The following is a 19283-nucleotide window of genomic DNA, read 5'->3' on the forward strand; positions in this document are numbered from 1 at the left end:
TATGGCATCAAAATTTAGAACAATAACAATATCAAAACCAGAGTATGAATCTAATAATTTAAGACAGATTACTGTAAAAAGTAATCACTTAAAAGGAAGGGGAGACATTTCGGTATATGTTCCACAGGGAAGTAACTATAAAAATCTACCAATGGTTATATTGTTACACGGAGTTTATGGTAGTCATAATTCCTGGATACATTATGCAGGAATTCATTTTAAAATGAATAAATGGATTGCAGAAGATAAACTAAAACCAATGGTTTTGGTTATGCCTTCCGATGGATTATGGGGTGATGGTAGTGGCTATATACCGCATTCCAATAACAACTTTGAAAAATGGATAACAGAGGATACTGTAGATGCTGTTATTGAATGTGTTCCACAAGTTAGTACACAGTCAGATTTATTCCTCACAGGGCTGTCTATGGGAGGTTTTGCAGCTTTACGTTTAGGAGCAAAGTACAGTAATAAATTTAAAGCATTTACCGGTTTATCGTCCATAACGCATTTAAATCAAATGAAGTTATTTATAGAGGAAAATATATATCAACTTCAACAAGAAAATAAACAAGAAGAATCTGTTTTAGAAACATTAATAAAATACAAACAAACTCTTTCTCCCTTTCGGTTTGATTGTGGTACTGATGATGGTTTAATTAATGAAAACAGAAAGTTTCATGAAGCACTTGAGCAGGAAAATATACCACATATCTATAATGAGTATCTGGGAGCTCATAATTGGAAATATTGGGAAGTACATATTTTCAACACACTAAACTTTTTTAATAATATTTAAATTTTATAGAATCATGGGATATTTAAAATCAAACGATTTATCAAAACATAATAGTCCTTTATCTAATCTATTCAAACAGCCAGAAACACCTGAAGAATGGATGCAATACGCATTAACCGAGGAGCAAATAGCATTTTATAAAAAGAGCGGATATCTATCTGGAGTTAAAATAATGACAGAAGCACAAGTAGATATTTTAAATGAAGAGCTGGAGAAATTACAGAAAGTGAATGAGGAACAAAAAAAGTTGTTTTATCATTATAAAAGTAATGAATCAGAAGACCCAAACAAAGTACTTTTTCATGCTATAGGCGGGTGGCGTGTTATGTTAGGTTTTCATGATTTATTATGGGCACCAGCTTTTAGAATGGCAGCTTATCAATTAATGGGAAATTCATATAGGCTATTTCATGACCAGCTATTTTGCAAGCCAGCTAAACACGGTGGTGTAGTGGCGTGGCATCAAGACTTTTCTTACTGGACATTTACCAAACCAATGAATCACTTAACATGTTGGGTGGGACTTGATGATGCCAATACAGAAAATGGCTGCCTATACTATATACCAAACAGTCATAACTGGGGGTTGTTGCCAATTACAGGGCTTACTGGAGATATGGATGCTGTAAAAGAAGTGTTAAATTCAGAGCAATTAAAAGATTTTAACAATAAAAAAGCAAACGTGCTTCCTAAAGGATATGCCAGTTTTCATCATCCACTAATGATGCATGGGTCTTACACAAATAATTCGGAACGTTCTCGAAGAGCAGTTGTTGTTAATGTGATGGATACCAACACAAAATCTAATATATCCAGTTTCGAGAGACAAGAGGATTTAAAGGATTTTCCGCCTATGGGAGTAGACGGAGATATATTAAATGACAAATGTTTTCCTATTTTGTTTAATCCAGATATTGAGTTAGGAAAATTAAAAAAAGAAATTTTAACAGTAAATAATGCATAGAGTAAAATAAGGAATTTGCAATTAAAACACTAAATAAGAATTACCATGAAATGGAACAAAACATCAGTATTTAACATAATAGTGCTATTAGTATTTAATAGTACAATAATGTTAGCGCAAAGAAATCAAAGACCAAATGAAATATTTATATCTGGGTATCAAGAAAAAATATCTGGAAATGAAATTGAACACCGCTCAAAAGAAGTAGAAGGGCTAAATCAAACGTTGGTTTCTAGAGCTAACGTAGGGAATCAAAAAATAGAGTGGGAAACAGCTCCCGTTTCTGTAAATAAAAAAAGTGGAGAAGTAACTTTTGTACATTATGCAGGATATTATGGAGACCGCCCCGGGACTAAATTTAATTTCTTTGTAAACGGAAAGAAAAGAGGGCAAATAGCTACAGCTACTGCTAAACAAACTAGGTGGACTTTACCTCTTGAGAATAATGAAACACTAAGTTTTGAACGTCATTATTTAGATGATAATTACGGATGTTTCGGTTTTTTGTATTATACCGTGCCTGCTAAAAGCATAAAAAAAGGAACAACTTTAAAATTAAGTATTGAAGGAGTAAATGAAAAATCAAATACCTATTTTAAAATATTTAAAAAGAACTTAACAGAAGCTATAAACGTAACCCCTTTACCAGCACTCATTAACACAAAAAATGGTAAAGTACAAACGTTATCAACAGAAATTGTTTTTATAAAAAAACCAGCAAAAGGAAAACTTTTTATTGATGGGAAATTTGATAGAGAAATTAATTTAAAACCAGGAGCACAAACTATTAAAATACTTTACCCTGAGGTGAAAAAAGAGAAAATAGTAACTCTAAAGTTAGACTTAGGTGATGATGAAATAGTTACAAAAGTAAAATTGAAACCCATAAAAAAATGGCATGTAAACTTTGTACAGCATTCACACACAGATATTGGATATACAAGGTCTCAAACCGAAATTTTAGCTGAACACCCACGTTATATAGATTATGCTTTAGATTATTGTGATGCTACTGACGATTTTCCTGAAACCTCAAAATTTAGATGGACTTGTGAAGCATCTTGGGCGGTAGATGAGTTTTTAAATAGTAGGTCTCAAACCCAAATTGATAGATTAAAGCAACGTGTTAAAGAGGGGAGAATTGAAGTAACAGGAATGTATTTTAATTTTAACGAACTACCTGATGAGCAATCATTAGCTGCTTCTTTAGCACCAATTAAAAATATTTCAGAGAAAGGAATAAAAATAACTTCAGCAATGCAAAACGATGTTAACGGTATTGCGTGGTGTATGAACGATTATTTTAATTCTTTAAATATTAAATATTTAACCATGGGTACCCATGGGCATAAAGCACTTATATTTTTTGATACTCCTTTAGCATTTTGGTGGGTATCTCCTTCAGGAAAAAAGATGCTAACCTTTAGGGCAGAGCATTATTTGGCAGGTAACGCTATAGGTGTGCATACTGATGATTTTGAAGATTTTGAAAAACGACTACTTGAGTATTTAGTTAAGCTTGAGGAAAGAGGTTATCCCTATGATAAAACGGCATTGCAGCATTCTGGTTTTATGACTGATAACTCACCGCCATCTATGAAATCTAGCCATTTGATTAAACAATGGAATGAAAAATATGAATGGCCAAAAATAAAAACAGCTGTAGCAAAAGATTTTTTCGAAGATTTTGAGAAACATAACGGAGATGAATTAATAGAAGTAAAAGGGCACTGGCCAGATTGGTGGACCGATGGTTTTGCTTCTGGAGCCAGAGAAGTAGCAGCCACTCGAAATGCTCACGCAGATATTATTGCAGGACAAGGTGGTTTGTCTATGGCTAAATTATTGGGTTCTAAAATGCCAAAAGGTATAACGAACCGCATATTTGAAACAAATAAGGCACTCTTGTTTTATGGAGAGCATACATTTGGAGCACAAGGAAGTGTTGGAGATCCTTATGGTAAAGCCACAATGGAGCAACGCGAAATTAAAGAATCATATGCTTGGGAAGCTTCAAGACGTTCTAATATGATTGTTGAAGAAGCAAAAGGTTTATTAAGCGAATATATGGGGAAAACCAAAACACCTTCTTTAGCAGTATTTAATACATTAAATTGGGAACGTGAGGGTATGGTTAAAATTTTTATAGATCATCAACAGATACCTCATGGAAAAAGTATACGTTTAGTTGACAACAATGGTACAGAATACCCAACACAACTTTTAAAACCTTGGCACGGTGGTAGCTATTGGGGGGCGTGGGTGAAAAATATTCCATCATTTGGGTATAAAAAGTTTAAAGTAGAGGTGGTAGAAGATAATCACTCACATTCTCATGGTGGCACAAAACATAGCCATAATATCAACTTTGATTATAAAGAAAAAGGCGATAATATACAACTAGATAATTCTTGGTATTCTATTAAAGTAGATAAGAAAAATGGAACTATCGAGCAGGTTTACGACAAAGATTTATCTAAAAATATTATTGATAAAACATCAAAATATAACCTAGGTGAATTTATTCTGGAAAAGTTAAAAGGTAGGGAACAATTGTTTACCAATAGAACAATAAATGGAGAGAGCAACGGTCCGTTAACAGACTATACAAGGCAATCATTGGATAGCGTTTGGTTATCAGAAATACGTGAAGGTGAAATTTGGAATACTATTAAATTCAGAGGTAAAACTGAAACAGCTTATGATGAAGCAGATGCATTTTCATTTGAAATTAGGCTTTTTAATACTACAAAAAGAATAGATTTTGCTTTTGAACTAAAGAAAAAACCTATTACTGATCCTGAAAGTTTTTATATCGCTTTCCCTTTTGAATTAGATGATGCAAACATTCATTTTGAAATCTCGGGAGGACCTATGGAAGCAGGCGTAGAACAAGTACCAGGATCGGCAAACGATTGGAACACAGTTCAAAACTTTGTGCAAATTAAAAATGACAAAGAACAAATAATATTGGTGTCTCCAGAAGCTCCTATTATGCAATTTGGAGATATTAATACAGGGCGTTTTGAGTATGGAGCTGTACCAAAAAGTAATAACTTGTTTAGTTGGCCAATGAACAATTATTGGACTACAAATTTTAATGCAGATCAACGTGGTATGTATACCTGGACTTATAATCTTACCAGTACAAATGATAATAGAGCAAAAACAGCTACAAAGTTTGGTTGGGAAAACAGAGTGCCTTTTTTGGCACGAGTTATTCCTGCCAGTCCAATAGAGAAACAGGCAACCAATTCGTTATCTATACTTTCAAACATTCCAGATAATGTACTTATAATTAATGCAACACCTTTAGAGAATGAGAGTGCAATAATTTTACACTTAAGAGAAGTAGGAGGTTTGGATAGTGCGTTTATACCAAAACTTTTTTCAGATAAACCTGTAAAACTTTTTGAAGCAAATGTTATTGGAGAAGAAATTAAAGAAACCTCAGAATTAAGTATTAAAGCTTTAGAAAATAAATTTTTTAAATTAACTTGGAAATAGATCTAACATACTTTTAAAACTTAAGCTACAAGTTTTAATATTCTCAGATGAAGCTAAAGCTATGTGCTTTTTAGTACATCCAGCTTTAGCTTCTAATTTTTTTTAAGCCCGAATGCACAAATTAATTAGTGATGTTTCGAGAATTTTACGAGACATATTTTTAGTTTGATAACTAAACCTACGGATTGCCAGTTCATAATGATCTAGTTTTAGAATTAGATGGAAATAGACTAAAGCTGTCTCAAAATATAAGAAACCTATAATTTAGATATGTCTTTTAGAGGCTATTGGGCACGCCTCATTCCTAGAAATAACAGCAATTATTTTTTATTCCTGAATTAAAAACATTATGTTTTTTTAAAAATATTAGTATATTGCGTAATCTTTAATTGTCTATACATATGGACAAAACTAAATTTAAACTAGAGTGAAGCATAATAAAATAATATTAGGAGTAGATATTGGTGGCGGGCACATCACAAGTGCCGTAGTCGATACTGCAAATCTTAAAGTAATTACAGGAACATTACATTCAGCTAAAATAGATAATAAAGCATCTAAAGAGGCTATTTTTTTTAACTGGTGCGAAGCTATCAATAAAACACTATATAATCTTCCAAAGGATACCATTGTAAATATTGGTTTTGCAATGCCCGGACCTTTTAATTATAAGGATGGAATTGCCATACTTAAAAATAACGATAAATATGAGAGTTTGTATAATGTATCTATCCAAGAGGAGTTAGTTAATTTTATTAATACAAAATCTGTTAATATGCGATTCATTAATGATGCTACAGCTTTTGGAGTAGGGGCATCGTTAATGGGTAAAGCAAAAAATTATAAAAAAGTTATCGCCATAACGCTTGGTACTGGTTTTGGTTCTGCTTTTATTGAAAATGGGATACCACAAATTAGCTCTTCTAATGTACCTCATGGCGGGTGTTTATGGAATAAACCTTTTAAAGATGGTATTGGCGATGATTATTTTTCAACACGTTGGTGTATTAAACGATACTATGAATTAACTTCGAAAAAAGTTAGTGGTGTAAAAGAAATTGCAGATATAAATAGTGCCGCGTCAAAAAAACTTTTTAATGAGTTTGGTGTTAATATGGCAGAATTTTTAACCCCTTTTCTTAAAAAATTTAATCCAGATTTAATTGTGTTGGGAGGTAATGTTTCATTAGCCAATGCGTATTTTCTTCCTGTTTTAACCGAAAGAATTAAAAATTCTGGATTGCATATAAAATTTGAAATGTCTAAACTTATGGAAGAAGCTGCTCTTATTGGCAGTGCCAAACTGTTCGACCCTAATTTTTGGAACCAAGTTAAAACCGAATTACCAACAAACTAAAAACTAAACTAAAAACTAAACTAAATAATTTCTAAGTATGAACGATTCAAATCAAACAACAAACATGTCTTATGTCTATCTATTAAGTAGTACAGCTGCTTTAGGAGGCTTGTTATTTGGGTATGATACGGCTGTTATAGCTGGCGCTATAGGCTTTTTGCAAACAAAGTTTGAGTTATCGGCTACCATGACAGGTTGGGCGGCTTCAAGTGCTATTTGGGGTTGCGTTTTAGGTGCTATGGTTGCTGGTTATTTTAGTGATAAGTACGGACGAAAAAAAGTGTTGTTTGTAACAGCTGTTCTTTTTTCTATTTCAGCTTTGGGGTCAGCAATGCCAGACACATTAACACAATTTGTAATAGCAAGGTTTATTGGTGGGGTAGGCGTAGGTGCAGCTTCAATGTTATCCCCATTGTATATATCTGAAATTGCTCCAGCAAAAAAAAGAGGCATGTTGGTAACCTTATATCAACTAGCCATAGTTTTAGGTATCAATATTGTGTATTTTATCAATTTAAAAATAGCTAGTTCAGGAACAGAAACTTGGAACGTTGAGATGGGATGGCGTTATATGTTGGGCTCTGAAATTATACCTGCCGCATTGTTTTTTGTTATGCTATTGTTAGTTCCTGAAAGTCCAAGATGGTTAGCTTCAAAAAATAGAACAGAAGAAGCTTCTAAAATACTTAATAAAGTTAATGGTAACATACAAGGAGAAAAAGTGTTAAATGAAATAAAAGAAACACTTAAAACAGAAAAGGGTACGGTAAAAGAACTGTTTTCCAAAAGTCTCCGTCCAGCTTTACTTATAGGTATGGTTTTAGCTCTTTTTTCACAAATAACGGGTATTAATGCTATTATTTATTATGCACCAGAAATTTTTAAAAATATTGGTTTCGATGCCGAATCATCTTTATTTCAAACGGTTATTATTGGAGTAGTAAATACTATATTTACATTTGTGGCTATTGGTTTTATAGATAAAGTGGGACGCAGAAAACTTTTATTATGGGGATTAACAGGAATGATTATTTGTTTGTGTAGCGTTGGCTTTGTGTTTTATACAGAACAAAGTGCTAGTATATTAACATTAATTTTTATACTTGGTTTTATTGCCTGTTTTGCTTCATCTTTAGGTCCAATTCCATGGGTAATTATATCAGAAATTTTCCCTACAAAAACAAGAGGTTTAGCCATGTCGTGTGCTACTTTTATGGTTTGGCTTGGCGTGGTTGCCATAACGCAGTTTACGCCTGTTATGCTAGAAAATCTTGGCGGTGCATTTACATTTTGGGTATTTATGGTAAATGCTATATTTTTATTAGGCTTCATATATAAAAAATTACCAGAAACGAGCGGAAAGACCCTAGAAGAAATAGAAGAAAGCTGGAAACAATAGTTTTACTAAAAAAATGAATAGCTAAAAATATTTGTTTTAAATTATTAAAATAAAAATATTAAACATACAAAAGGTTTATAATAATTTTTCTTAAAAAAATGAGGTTTTAATACCTGCCGCCATTATTTTTTACAGAAATTTTATTTTAGTAGGTAAACCTTTATATTTTTTTATATATTTGAAATGTATAGACATATGTACAATTAATATATTGTTGAAATTTATTAAAAATAACAAGAACACTATTGTTTTTTAGTGTTCTCCGTAACTAAACCTAATTAAACCAATTAAACTAATTATTATGAAATGTAGATTTTTAATTTTTAGGCAGGAACATTTTAAACATTTATTGTTTGTGTTTTGCTTCTTTTATTTATCGTTTGTCTTTGCTACAGGACCTCATGTTTATTTTGCAAAAGAGCATCCTGCTCTAAATACCACGGGTCACAGTAATATACAACAACGATTATCTGGGATTGTAACCGATGAAAAAGGCGTGCCACTTCCGGGTGTAACTGTTTTAGAACAGGGCACTCAAAATGGAACTGTTACCAATTTCGATGGTGAGTATGCTCTAAATATTTCCAATGAAAAAAGTGTATTAGTGTTTTCTTATATTGGATATGCTACAAAAGAAATAATTGTAGGGAGTAAAGAGAGCTTGAATGTTCAGTTAGTGCCTAGCCAAGGTGAGCTAGATGAAGTTACCATTGTAGCATTTTCTAAGCAAAAAAAATCCAGTGTTATTGGTTCCATGTCAACCGTTCAGCCTAGCGAGTTAAAAATACCTTCAAGTAATTTAACTACGGCTTTAGCAGGTAGAATACCAGGGATTATTTCTTACCAAAGAAGTGGAGAACCAGGGCAAGATAATGCTTCTTTTTTTATAAGAGGGGTCACTAGTTTTGGCTATAAGGTGGATCCTTTAATTTTAATAGATGGGGTAGAATCTTCAACTACAGAATTGGCACAATTGTCGCCAGATGATATTAGCTCATTTTCAATTATGAAAGATGCTACTGCAACCTCTCTATATGGTGCAAGAGGAGCAAATGGCGTTATATTAATAGCTACTAAAGAAGGAAAAGAAGGCGAAGCAAAGGTATTTGTACGTTACGAAACTTCCTTTTCAAGTAACACAAAGCAATTAAAACTGGCAGATCCCATAACATACATGCAATTAGAAAATGAAGCAGTACTTACACGAAACCCTATTGGTTTTTTGCCGTATTCGCAAAATAAAATAGATAATACCGCAGCGGGTTTAAATGAGTATGTCTATCCTGCTAATAATTGGATGGAGCAATTGTTAAAAGATTATACTGTTAATAAGAGGCTTAATTTAAATGTTAGTGGTGGTGGTAAAGTGGCAAGGTATTACATAGCCGGAGTTTTTAGTAAAGATAATGGCATTTTAAAAGTAGATGATCGAAATAACTTCAATAGTAATATTAACCTTAAAAATTATCAGCTTAGATCTAATATAAATATTGATTTAACAGAAACTACAGAAGCTATAGTAAGATTAGCAGGTTCTTTTGATGATTATACGGGACCTATTGATGGCGGTTCGCGTATGTTTTCTAAAATTTTGGGATCTAACCCAGTAATGTTTCCTGCTTATTACCCATCAGAAGTTAAACCTTTTGCTAAGCACATTTTATTTGGTAATAGTAGTAATGCGTCTAGCGGTAACGAACCTAGTTTTATAAATCCTTATGCCGATATGGTTAAAGGGTATAAGGATTACACAAGGTCTAATATGTCTGCTCAATTTGAACTAAAACAAGATTTATCTTTTTTAACACCTGGCTTATCTGCAAGGATGTTATTTAATACAGAGCGCTACTCGTTTTTTGATGTTTCTAGGTTTTATAACCCACATTTTTATTCGGCTTATGGCTATGATAAATCTAACGATTCTTATAAGTTGAATTTACTTAATGAATTATCTGCAACAGATTATTTAAGCTATAACGAAGGCCAAAGAGATATAAATTCGGCAACTTATACAGAGGTTGCCATAAATTACAGTAATACATTTTCAGAAAAACATGAGGTTACCGGTTTATTGGTTGGTACAAGAAGAAACCAATTGTTTGCTAATCAGGGGAGTTTGCAAAAATCCTTACCCTATAGAAATCAAGGTATTTCGGGGCGATTAACTTACGGGTATGATTCAAGATATATGAGCGAATTTAATTTTGGGTATAATGGCTCAGAACGTTTTCATAAATCTCATCGGTATGGGTTTTTCCCCTCAGCAGGTCTTGGTTGGTTTGTTTCCAATGAACCATTTTGGAAAGGTTTAAAATCTACCATAACTAAACTGAAATTACGCGCAACCTATGGTTTAGTTGGTAACGACGCTATTGGTAGTGCTGCAGATCGGTTTTTCTATCTTTCAGAAGTGGACTTAAATGCTGGAGGTAGAGCCGCATGGTTTGGTACCAATTTTCAATATGCAAGACCTGGGGTAAATGTAAATCGTTATTCCAATGAAGATATAAGCTGGGAAACTGCAAAGAAAATGAATCTTGGTTTAGAACTTAATTTGTTTAATAGTTTAGAAATTCAAGCCGATTATTTTACAGAAAACAGAAGTAATATTTTAATGGATAGAGCTTTTATTCCTGCTACAATGGGGCTATCTGCACCAATTAGAGCAAATGTAGGAAAGGCAAAATCAAATGGGTTTGAAATTTCTTTCGATTACAACAAATCGTTTACAAACGGGTTTTGGTTACAAAGTAGAGCCAACTTCACTTATGCCCATAGTGAGTTTCTTTTCTTTGAAGAACCACAATATTCTGAAGAAAATAGTCATTTATTCCATAAAGGACAGTCATTATCACAGCAATGGGGGCTTATTGCAGAGCGTTTATTTGTTGATGAGTATGATGTAGCAAACTCACCAAAACAAAATTTTGGAGAATACCTTGCTGGAGATATAAAATATAGAGATGTTAATGGAGATGGAGAAATTACTAATTTAGATAGAGTACCCATAGGACACCCTACGGTTCCTGAAATAATATATGGAGGCGGATTGTCTTTTGGGTATAAAAATTTCGATTTCTCATTTTTTCTGCAAGGTTCTGCTCGATCTTCCTTTTGGATAGACCCCGTAAGAACAGCTCCCTTTGTGGCAAATCCCGATTTAGGTGCGGGATCTCAAAATGCGCTTTTACAGGTTTATGCAGATAATCACTGGTCCGAATCCAACCGAGATTCTTATGCGCTTTGGCCTAGGTTAAGTAGTACATTAAATACAAATAACACGCAAGCAAGTACCTGGTTTATGAGAAACGGCGCGTTTTTAAGACTAAAATCTGTAGAGCTAGGGTTTAGTTTGCCTGAAACGATTATCAAAGATTTACATTTATCAAATGCCCGCTTATATTTTAGTGGTATAAACTTATTAAGTATTAGCGGTTTCGATTTATGGGATATAGAAATGGGAGGTAATGGTTTAGGTTACCCAATTCAACGTGTACTTAACTTTGGAATGACCTTTAATTTTTAAACAAAAAAACATGAAAACAATAAAAAAAATAAATATACTGCTTGTTTTAACTTTTTTTGGAATAATCAGTTCTTGTAGTGATTATCTAGACGTTGTTCCAGATAACGTAGCTACCATAGACAATGCTTTTGTTGATAAAACACAAGCAGAAAAGTACCTTTTTACTTGCTACTCTTATTTACCTCGGTTTGATGATCCAGAGGGGAATCCTGAATTTTATGCAGGCGATGAGTATTGGATTTTTTGGCCAATTCCTGATGGTTATGCAACCTCGTTAGATCCTTACCAAATTGCTCGTGGTTTACAAAATAGAGTAAGCCCTCTAATGAATTTTTGGGAAGGAGGCGGTCGGGTTCCTCCGCTATGGCAAGGGGTTCGATCTTGTAATATTTTTCTAGAAAATATTGAAAAGGTAACCGATTTAGAACCGTTTCTTAAAAGCAGATGGATGGCAGAGGTTAAATTCCTTAAAGCATATTATCATTGGTATTTAATGAAATTGTATGGCCCAATACCTATTGTAGATGAGAACTTACCTATATCGGCAAACTCTGATGAGGTTAGAGTAGAAAGAAGACCGGTAGATGAAGTGGTAGATTATATAGTAAGTTTAATAGATTCTGTTACAGAAGAAGGAACAAACGGCGGTTTACCCGATAGAATTGATAATAAAACCACAGAACTTGGTAGAATTACAAAACCTATAGCTTTATCTATAAAAGCTCGCATTTTAGTAACTGCGGCAAGTCCGTTATTTAATGGTAATACAGATTACGATAACTTTTTAGCCAATGATGGTACTCCTTTATTCAATACTAATTTCGAAATAGAGAAATGGAACAAAGCGTTAAAAGCTTGCGAAGAAGCTGTTGAAGCATGTGAGGCCGCAGGAATTACGTTGTATGAGTTCGATGAAAACGCTCAAGGAGTTACAGATAGAATTCAAACTGAAATGAGCATTAGAAATGCAGTTTGCGATAAGTGGAATTCTGAGCTTATTTGGGGTAACGTAGGATCCGATGTGCCTTCATGGGCGGTACAGTTAACCGCTAGCCCTAATTTAGACCCCAATATAACTAGTTTAAATCTAAAAGCACATTTTGCTCCAACCTTACGTATAGCAGAATTATTTTATACCGAAAACGGAGTGCCTATTGATGAAGATAAAACATGGAGTTACCAAGATAGATATAATTTACGTACCGTTGAAGCCAGTGATGAAGGCATGCAAGAAGGCTACAAAACAGTAGGTCTACATTTTAATAGAGAACCACGATTTTATGCAAATTTAGGTTTCGATGGCGCTACATGGTTTATGCGTAATAATACCTGGGATTTAAAAACTAAAACAGGACAGTTTGCAGGTAAAAAACAGAGTGTTTTGTATTCTATAACAGGATATTATGCTAAAAAACTGGTTAATTGGGATATGGTAATATCGCAAGGAGGTGGAGTGAGTTTAGAATTTTATCCTTGGCCCGTAATGCGATTAGCAGATTTGTATTTACTGTATGCCGAAGCATTAAATGAAACCGATAATAACGCTTTAGCTTTAAACTATATTAATAAAGTACGAGAAAGAGCTGGTTTGGAAACAGTAGAAACATCCTGGAGCAATTATTCAACAAATCCCGGAAAATATGGAAATAAAGATGGGTTAAGAGAAATAATACAGCAGGAACGTTTAATAGAATTAGCTTTAGAAGGAAAACGTTTTTGGGATTTAAAGCGTTGGAAAAAATCTGGAACCTTATTAAACGCGCCGATTTACGGTTGGGATATTGGACAAGAAGATTATGAAACCTATAACCGAAAAACGTTATTGTTCGATCAAAAGTTTAATGTGCCCCGAGATTATTTTTGGCCTCTGTCCGATAATGTACTCACAACTAACCCTAGTTTAATTCAAAATCCTGGGTGGTAAACTAAACTAAAAAATAAAACTTTAAACCATGAAAAAATATATATATCATCTAAGTGCTGTCATACTAATAGTGGTATTTTCTGTGGGCTGTACAACAGATTTGTTAAAGCCAACAGAAAATGATGGTACGCCACCAGGTCCTATTTCAGATGTACAGATTGAAAATCTCTCTGGTAGTGTAGTATTGAGCTATACACTTCCAGACGATCCAGATGTGTTTTATGCTAAGGCCGTTTATAATACAGAGCGAAATGTTGTTAGAGAAGCTAAGGCGTCATATTATACTAATGAAATGACACTAACTGGTTTTGGAAACAACAAGCCTTATGAGGTACAACTGTATGCTGTAGATCGGGGTGAAAATGTTTCAAAACCAATCACAGTAACGGTAAATCCAGAAAAGGCACCATACCAAAATGTTAGTGAAAGTTTAAATATTGGACCAGATTTTGGAGGGATTTTTGTTGATTTTGAAAACCCAACCGAAGATAACCTAGCTATTGTTGTATTGGCTAACGATTCGCTAGGTAATTTTATTCCATATAACACTTACTACACACAGAAAATAGAAGGACGTTTTTCTACTAGAGGATTTGAATCTGTAGAGACCGACTTTGGTGTTTATATTCGAGACCGTTGGGGAAATATTTCTGATACCACAATGGTTAGTTTGACTCCATATTTTGAAACGGAAATTGATAAAAGTGAAATTACAGATTTAACCTTACCAAATGATGCTATTTTAGGATACGGAGGTAATATACCAGCCTTGTTTAATGATGATATTACAGAAGGCGGTGGGTTTTATTCTAGTGGAGACCAAGCAAGGATGCCTCAATGGTTTTCTTTTGATCTTGGGAAAAAAGTAAAATTAAGTAGGTTGACTTGGTGGATGAGGTCGGATGGTACGCGTTGGCTATATAGTTTGCATAATCCGAGAAACATTGAAATTTATGGGTCTAATGATCCCGCTCCTGATGGTAGTTGGGAGTCTTGGGATTTAATAATAGAATATGAGCAAATAAAACCTTCTGGATTGCCAAATGGACAATTATCTAACGATGACCTCGCTGCAGCTGAAGCAGGGGAAACAATTGTATTTCCTTTAAACACAAAGGGATATAGATATATTAGATTTAAAACATTACGTAATTGGTCAAACGGAACGTATGTTAATTTTAATGAGATATCACTATGGGGGCAACCAGTAGATTAATTTAGATGGTCACTTTAAATATAAAAAAATGAAAACTATAAAAAATATAAGTATTATTTGTTTAATTCTTGGGTTGGTGGTTTTTGCTGCTTGTACGCCTATAGATGAATTTAATAAATATAAAGAAGGTGGAGATATTGTATACCCAGCCAAGGTAGATTCTGTAATAGTTCACCCAGGAAAAAACAGGATACAGTTAGCCATGGTACTCGGTAGCGATCCTACAGTTAATAAAATCACGGCTTTTTGGAAAAACAGACAAGATTCTACAGAGGTCATGTTTTCTAGAACCAAGGCTAATGATACTATAGATTTACTGATAGAAAATTTACAAGAAGGCGTATATAACTTTCAACTTTATACGTTTGATACATTTGGAAACCAATCTGTGGTTAAGGATGTTTCAGGAACTGTTTTCGGTAATACGTTTCAAAACTCTATTTTTAATAGACAAATTGAGTCTGCCACTTGCGGCATTATAAAATGGGGTATGCCTATTTCTACTATGATAGGAGTAGAGGTTAAATATATAAACGAATTAGATGAAGAACAGACCATAGTAGTAGCTAACCAAGACCAAACAACAACTTTAGAGGGGATAAAAGCGGGAACGTCATTTGAGTACAGAACCCTTCATGTTCCAGATACTAAGTCAATTGATACGTTTTATACCGCCTTTAAAACGGAAACCATAAAAACTATTGAATTAAAAACAGGTGATTACGAGGTGGTTTCAGAACATAATACACCTCATGGGTGGATGCCTAATAAAGGCCATAAGCGAGAGGTTACTAAAATAAGTGACTATCAATATTCTTATATATTATCAACCGATGCAGGAAATGCTGTTCCAATGCTAATAAATGTAGACCCCGTAACATTAAAGACTTCGGTAGATTTACAAGAAATAGGAAATTTTGGAGCACCCTGGTACATGACCGCAGAAAGTATTGAAAGTGATGATAATTTTATTTCTTATTGCGATGGTATTATTAGCGTAAGGCTACATATTGATAACCTAGATAGAAGTAATCTGTGGGGCGACTTCACTGTGGCTGTGAAATTACAAGATTAAACGTTTCACTTCATATAAGTGCAAACCTAGTATGGTATTAAACCTTAATAGTTTATGTTTATTTACAACAGGAACATTTAAGGTTTTTTCCATTAAAATGCACACAAATTCTAGGTCGATAAAGAATAAATTATGTTGTTTTGTAAAGAGCAAACAAGAGTAAAAAAATACCAGATAAAATTAAAAATGAAACTATACCCATTAAAATTTGCACCAATATTCAAATACAGAATATGGGGTGGAGAAAAATTAAAAACCGTATTAAATAAAAAATATTCAGAAGAAAATATAGGAGAATCTTGGGAAATTTCAGGAGTAGAAAATGATGAGACTTTAGTTGCAGAAGGACCATTAAAAGGAAAAAGCTTAAAAGAGTTACTAACTATTCATAAAGGAGATTTTTTAGGAGAAATAGTTTATGATATTTTTGGAGATACATTTCCGTTACTTATAAAGTTTATAGATGCTAAAACACCGCTTTCAATTCAAGTACATCCAAGTAATGAAATAGCAAAAGAGCGTCATAATTCCTTTGGAAAAAATGAAATGTGGTATGTTATGCAAGCCGATGATGATGCCGAGTTAATTGTTGGTTTCGATAAGCAAATTACACAAGCAGACTATAAAACGCATTTGGAAAATAATACAATTTTAAATGTAATGCATCATGAAAAAGTAAGTAATGGCGATACGTTTTATATTCCAACTGGTCGTGTGCATGCTATAGGCGCAGGTGTTTTACTGGCAGAAATTCAGCAAACCTCCGATATAACTTATAGAATTTACGATTACGATAGGGTAGACGCTAAAACTGGAGCGAAAAGAGAATTACATAACAATTTGGCCATAGATGTTATAGATTATAACGTACATAATACTTATAAAACACATTATAATCTTGATAAAAATGTATCAAACACTCTAGTACATTCTCCTTATTTTAAAACCAATATATTAGATTTAAATCAAGAGGTAAAAAAAGATTATTCTACAATAGACTCATTCGTTATTTATATTTGTGTCCAAGGCGAGGTTATTGTTACCAGTAATGGCGAAAATTATCAGTTAAAACAGGGAGAAACATTATTAATTCCTGCAAGTTTAAATCAATTACAGTTAAAAGCCACAAAAGCTAAACTTTTAGAGGTTTATTATTAATAAAACATTATTTATGAAGAAGTTATTTTATTTAATATTATCATTATTCGTTGTCTCTTGTGTTAATACAGAAGACGGACATGGAGAAACCAACACAACAATAAAAGACGAAAGTTTTGTAGATTTTGTAAACCCCTTAATGGGAACAGACTCTTCTTTTGAACTATCAAACGGAAACACATATCCCGCCATAGCAACACCATGGGGTATGAATTTTTGGACACCCATGACCTCTAAAATGGGAGATGGATGGACCTATAAATATGATGAAAATAAAATTCGAGGCATTAAGCAAACTCATCAACCAAGCCCTTGGATTAATGATTATGCCGCTTTTTCATTAATGGCAGTAACCGGAGACTTAAAATATAAAGAAAACGAGCGTGAATCTTGGTTTTCTCATAAAGCAGAAACTGTAAAACCACATTATTATAAAACTTATTTAGCCGATTATGATGTTGTTGCAGAAGTGACCCCAACAGAACGAGCAGCACATTTCAAATTTACATTTCCCGAAAATCAATCTTATATTCTACTAGACGGTTTTTTTAAAGGGTCCATGGTTAAAATTATTCCTGAAGAACGTAAAATAATCGGGTATTGCAGAAACAATAGCGGTGGTGTTCCAGAGAATTTTCACAACTATTTTGTTGCCGAATTTGATAAAGATTTTGAATTAACCCATACATGGGGCGATAATTGGGAATTAGCAGAAAACAGTACCGAAAATGAGGGTGAACACGTTGGAGCAATAATAGGTTTTAAAACCAAAAAAGGTGAAGAAGTACACGTAAAAGTAGCCTCTTCTTTTATAAGTCCAGAGCAAGCACAACTTAACCTAAATAGAGAAATAGGAGATGATAATTTTAAAACCACTTTAACAAAGGCAAAAGCTTCATGGGAGAAAGAACTAGGAAGAATAGTGATTGAAGATGATAATATTGATAATTTAAGAACTTTTTATTCTTGTTTGTACCGTGTATTGTTATTTCCAAGACAATTTCACGAAATTGATAAAAACAATGCTATTGTACATTACAGTCCGTACAACGGAGAAGTTTTACCAGGATATATGTTTACCGATAATGGTTTTTGGGATACCTTTAGAGCTGTGTTTCCATTTTTCAACATGATGTATCCAGAGTTAAATTCAAAAATTATGGAAGGTCTTGCTAATACCTATAAAGAATCGGGTTGGTTACCAGAGTGGGCAAGTCCAGGCCATAGAGATTGCATGGTAGGGTCTAACTCAGCACCCATTATAGCCGATGCTTTTTTAAAAGGCGTTCACATAAAAGACCAAGAGGTGCTATTTGAAGCCATGTTAAAAAATGCAACGACTTCCAAAGGAAGACCGCTTTCTAAAGGCGGGAATACCCTAAAATCTGTAGGGAGAGAAGGCGTAGAATATTACAATAAATTAGGTTATGTACCCTATAATGTTGGTATCAACGAAAATGCAGCAAGAACATTAGAGTACGCCTATGCCGACTTTACCATGGCTCAAATGGCAGATAAATTAGGGAAGAAAGATGTTGCAGAACGTTTCTACAAACAATCTTTGAACTACAAAAACCTATTCGATCCAGAAACCAAATGGATGCGTGGTAAAAATGAAGATGGTACATTTCAGAAACCATTCAACCCACTTAAATGGGGCGATGCCTTTACTGAAGGGAATAGCATTCACTATACATGGTCTGTTTTTCACGATGTAAATGGGCTAATGGAATTAATGGGTGGTAAAAAAGCTTTTGAAAGCAAATTGGATGAAGTGTTTGAAATGCCTCCAGTTTTCGATCATTCATACTACGGATTTACCATACACGAAATTCGTGAAATGCAAATCATGAACATGGGTAATTACGCGCATGGTAATCAACCCATTCAGCACATGATATATTTATACAATTACGCCAATGCATCCTATAAAGCGCAAGAAAAAATAAGAGAAGTATTAACTAAATTATATGCACCTACACCCGATGGGTATTGTGGCGATGAAGATAACGGTCAAACTTCTGCTTGGTATGTGTTTAGTTCGTTAGGATTTTATCCGGTAACACCAGGTGTAGATCAATACGTTATAGGGAGTCCATTGTTTAAAAAGGCAACTATTCATTTAGAAAATGGAAACACTTTCGAAATTTCAGCACCACAAAACACTAAGGAAAATGTGTATATCCAATCTGCAACTTTAAATGGTAAGGATTACAATAAATCGTATTTAGATTATAATGATGTGATGGCAGGCGGAACCTTAAAATTTGAAATGAACGCCACTCCTAATAAAAATTGGGCAAATACAGACGAATCGGTTCCTTATTCATTAAGTATAAAAAACTAGAATCAAAATAA

The 19283-nt window shown here is 33.7% G+C and carries 11 protein-coding genes; all 11 read left to right on the forward strand.

What is annotated here, in order from left to right; translation table 11 throughout:
* Position 1 precedes the first annotated feature (1 nt).
* Positions 2-799, forward strand: a complete 798-nt coding sequence (locus tag FQU21_RS10980) for an alpha/beta hydrolase (RefSeq protein WP_147678053.1) — start codon at positions 2-4, stop codon at positions 797-799.
* 13 nt (positions 800-812) lie between these two features.
* Positions 813-1763: a phytanoyl-CoA dioxygenase family protein gene (locus tag FQU21_RS10985; protein ID WP_147678054.1), complete on the forward strand. Its 951-nt coding sequence runs from the start codon at positions 813-815 to the stop codon at positions 1761-1763.
* 45 nt (positions 1764-1808) lie between these two features.
* Complete coding sequence (locus FQU21_RS10990; protein WP_147678055.1) at positions 1809-5270, forward strand: glycoside hydrolase family 38 N-terminal domain-containing protein; 3462 nt, start codon at positions 1809-1811, stop codon at positions 5268-5270.
* A gap of 427 nt (positions 5271-5697) precedes the next feature.
* On the forward strand, positions 5698-6627 hold the full coding sequence (locus FQU21_RS10995) for an ROK family protein (RefSeq protein WP_147678056.1): 930 nt from the start codon (positions 5698-5700) through the stop codon (positions 6625-6627).
* Between the two features lie 37 nt (positions 6628-6664).
* On the forward strand, positions 6665-8026 hold the full coding sequence (locus FQU21_RS11000) for a sugar porter family MFS transporter (RefSeq protein ID WP_246124824.1): 1362 nt from the start codon (positions 6665-6667) through the stop codon (positions 8024-8026).
* A gap of 301 nt (positions 8027-8327) precedes the next feature.
* Entirely contained in the window at positions 8328-11552 is a 3225-nt protein-coding gene (locus FQU21_RS11005) for a SusC/RagA family TonB-linked outer membrane protein (protein ID WP_147678057.1), read from the forward strand.
* A gap of 10 nt (positions 11553-11562) precedes the next feature.
* A complete protein-coding gene (locus FQU21_RS11010) occupies positions 11563-13476 on the forward strand; it encodes a RagB/SusD family nutrient uptake outer membrane protein (protein WP_147678058.1) in 1914 nt (637 codons plus the stop codon).
* Between the two features lie 28 nt (positions 13477-13504).
* Positions 13505-14692: a DUF5000 domain-containing lipoprotein gene (locus FQU21_RS11015; protein ID WP_147678059.1), complete on the forward strand. Its 1188-nt coding sequence runs from the start codon at positions 13505-13507 to the stop codon at positions 14690-14692.
* A gap of 28 nt (positions 14693-14720) precedes the next feature.
* Positions 14721-15767, forward strand: a complete 1047-nt coding sequence (locus FQU21_RS11020) for a DUF4998 domain-containing protein (RefSeq protein ID WP_147678060.1) — start codon at positions 14721-14723, stop codon at positions 15765-15767.
* Positions 15768-15953: 186 nt separating this feature from the next.
* Positions 15954-16925 carry a type I phosphomannose isomerase catalytic subunit gene (locus FQU21_RS11025; RefSeq protein ID WP_147678061.1) on the forward strand — a complete coding sequence of 324 codons (972 nt, stop codon included), beginning with the start codon at positions 15954-15956 and terminating at the stop codon, positions 16923-16925.
* A gap of 13 nt (positions 16926-16938) precedes the next feature.
* Entirely contained in the window at positions 16939-19272 is a 2334-nt protein-coding gene (locus FQU21_RS11030; protein WP_147678062.1) for a GH92 family glycosyl hydrolase, read from the forward strand.
* Positions 19273-19283: the final 11 nt, after the last annotated feature.

The sequence above is a fragment of the Algibacter pacificus genome, from assembly GCF_008033385.1.
GTDB lineage: Bacteria > Bacteroidota > Bacteroidia > Flavobacteriales > Flavobacteriaceae > Algibacter > Algibacter pacificus.

Excerpts from the sequence above, each read along its gene's own strand:
- FQU21_RS10980 (WP_147678053.1), top strand. The coding sequence starts at position 2 with ATGGCATCAAAATTTAGAACAATAACAATATCAAAACCAGAGTATGAA.
- FQU21_RS10985 (WP_147678054.1), top strand. The coding sequence starts at position 813 with ATGGGATATTTAAAATCAAACGATTTATCAAAACATAATAGTCCTTTA.
- FQU21_RS10990 (WP_147678055.1), top strand. The coding sequence starts at position 1,809 with ATGAAATGGAACAAAACATCAGTATTTAACATAATAGTGCTATTAGTA.
- FQU21_RS11000 (WP_246124824.1), top strand. The coding sequence starts at position 6,665 with ATGAACGATTCAAATCAAACAACAAACATGTCTTATGTCTATCTATTA.
- FQU21_RS11005 (WP_147678057.1), top strand. The coding sequence starts at position 8,328 with ATGAAATGTAGATTTTTAATTTTTAGGCAGGAACATTTTAAACATTTA.
- FQU21_RS11010 (WP_147678058.1), top strand. The coding sequence starts at position 11,563 with ATGAAAACAATAAAAAAAATAAATATACTGCTTGTTTTAACTTTTTTT.
- FQU21_RS11015 (WP_147678059.1), top strand. The coding sequence starts at position 13,505 with ATGAAAAAATATATATATCATCTAAGTGCTGTCATACTAATAGTGGTA.
- FQU21_RS11020 (WP_147678060.1), top strand. The coding sequence starts at position 14,721 with ATGAAAACTATAAAAAATATAAGTATTATTTGTTTAATTCTTGGGTTG.
- FQU21_RS11025 (WP_147678061.1), top strand. The coding sequence starts at position 15,954 with ATGAAACTATACCCATTAAAATTTGCACCAATATTCAAATACAGAATA.
- FQU21_RS11030 (WP_147678062.1), top strand. The coding sequence starts at position 16,939 with ATGAAGAAGTTATTTTATTTAATATTATCATTATTCGTTGTCTCTTGT.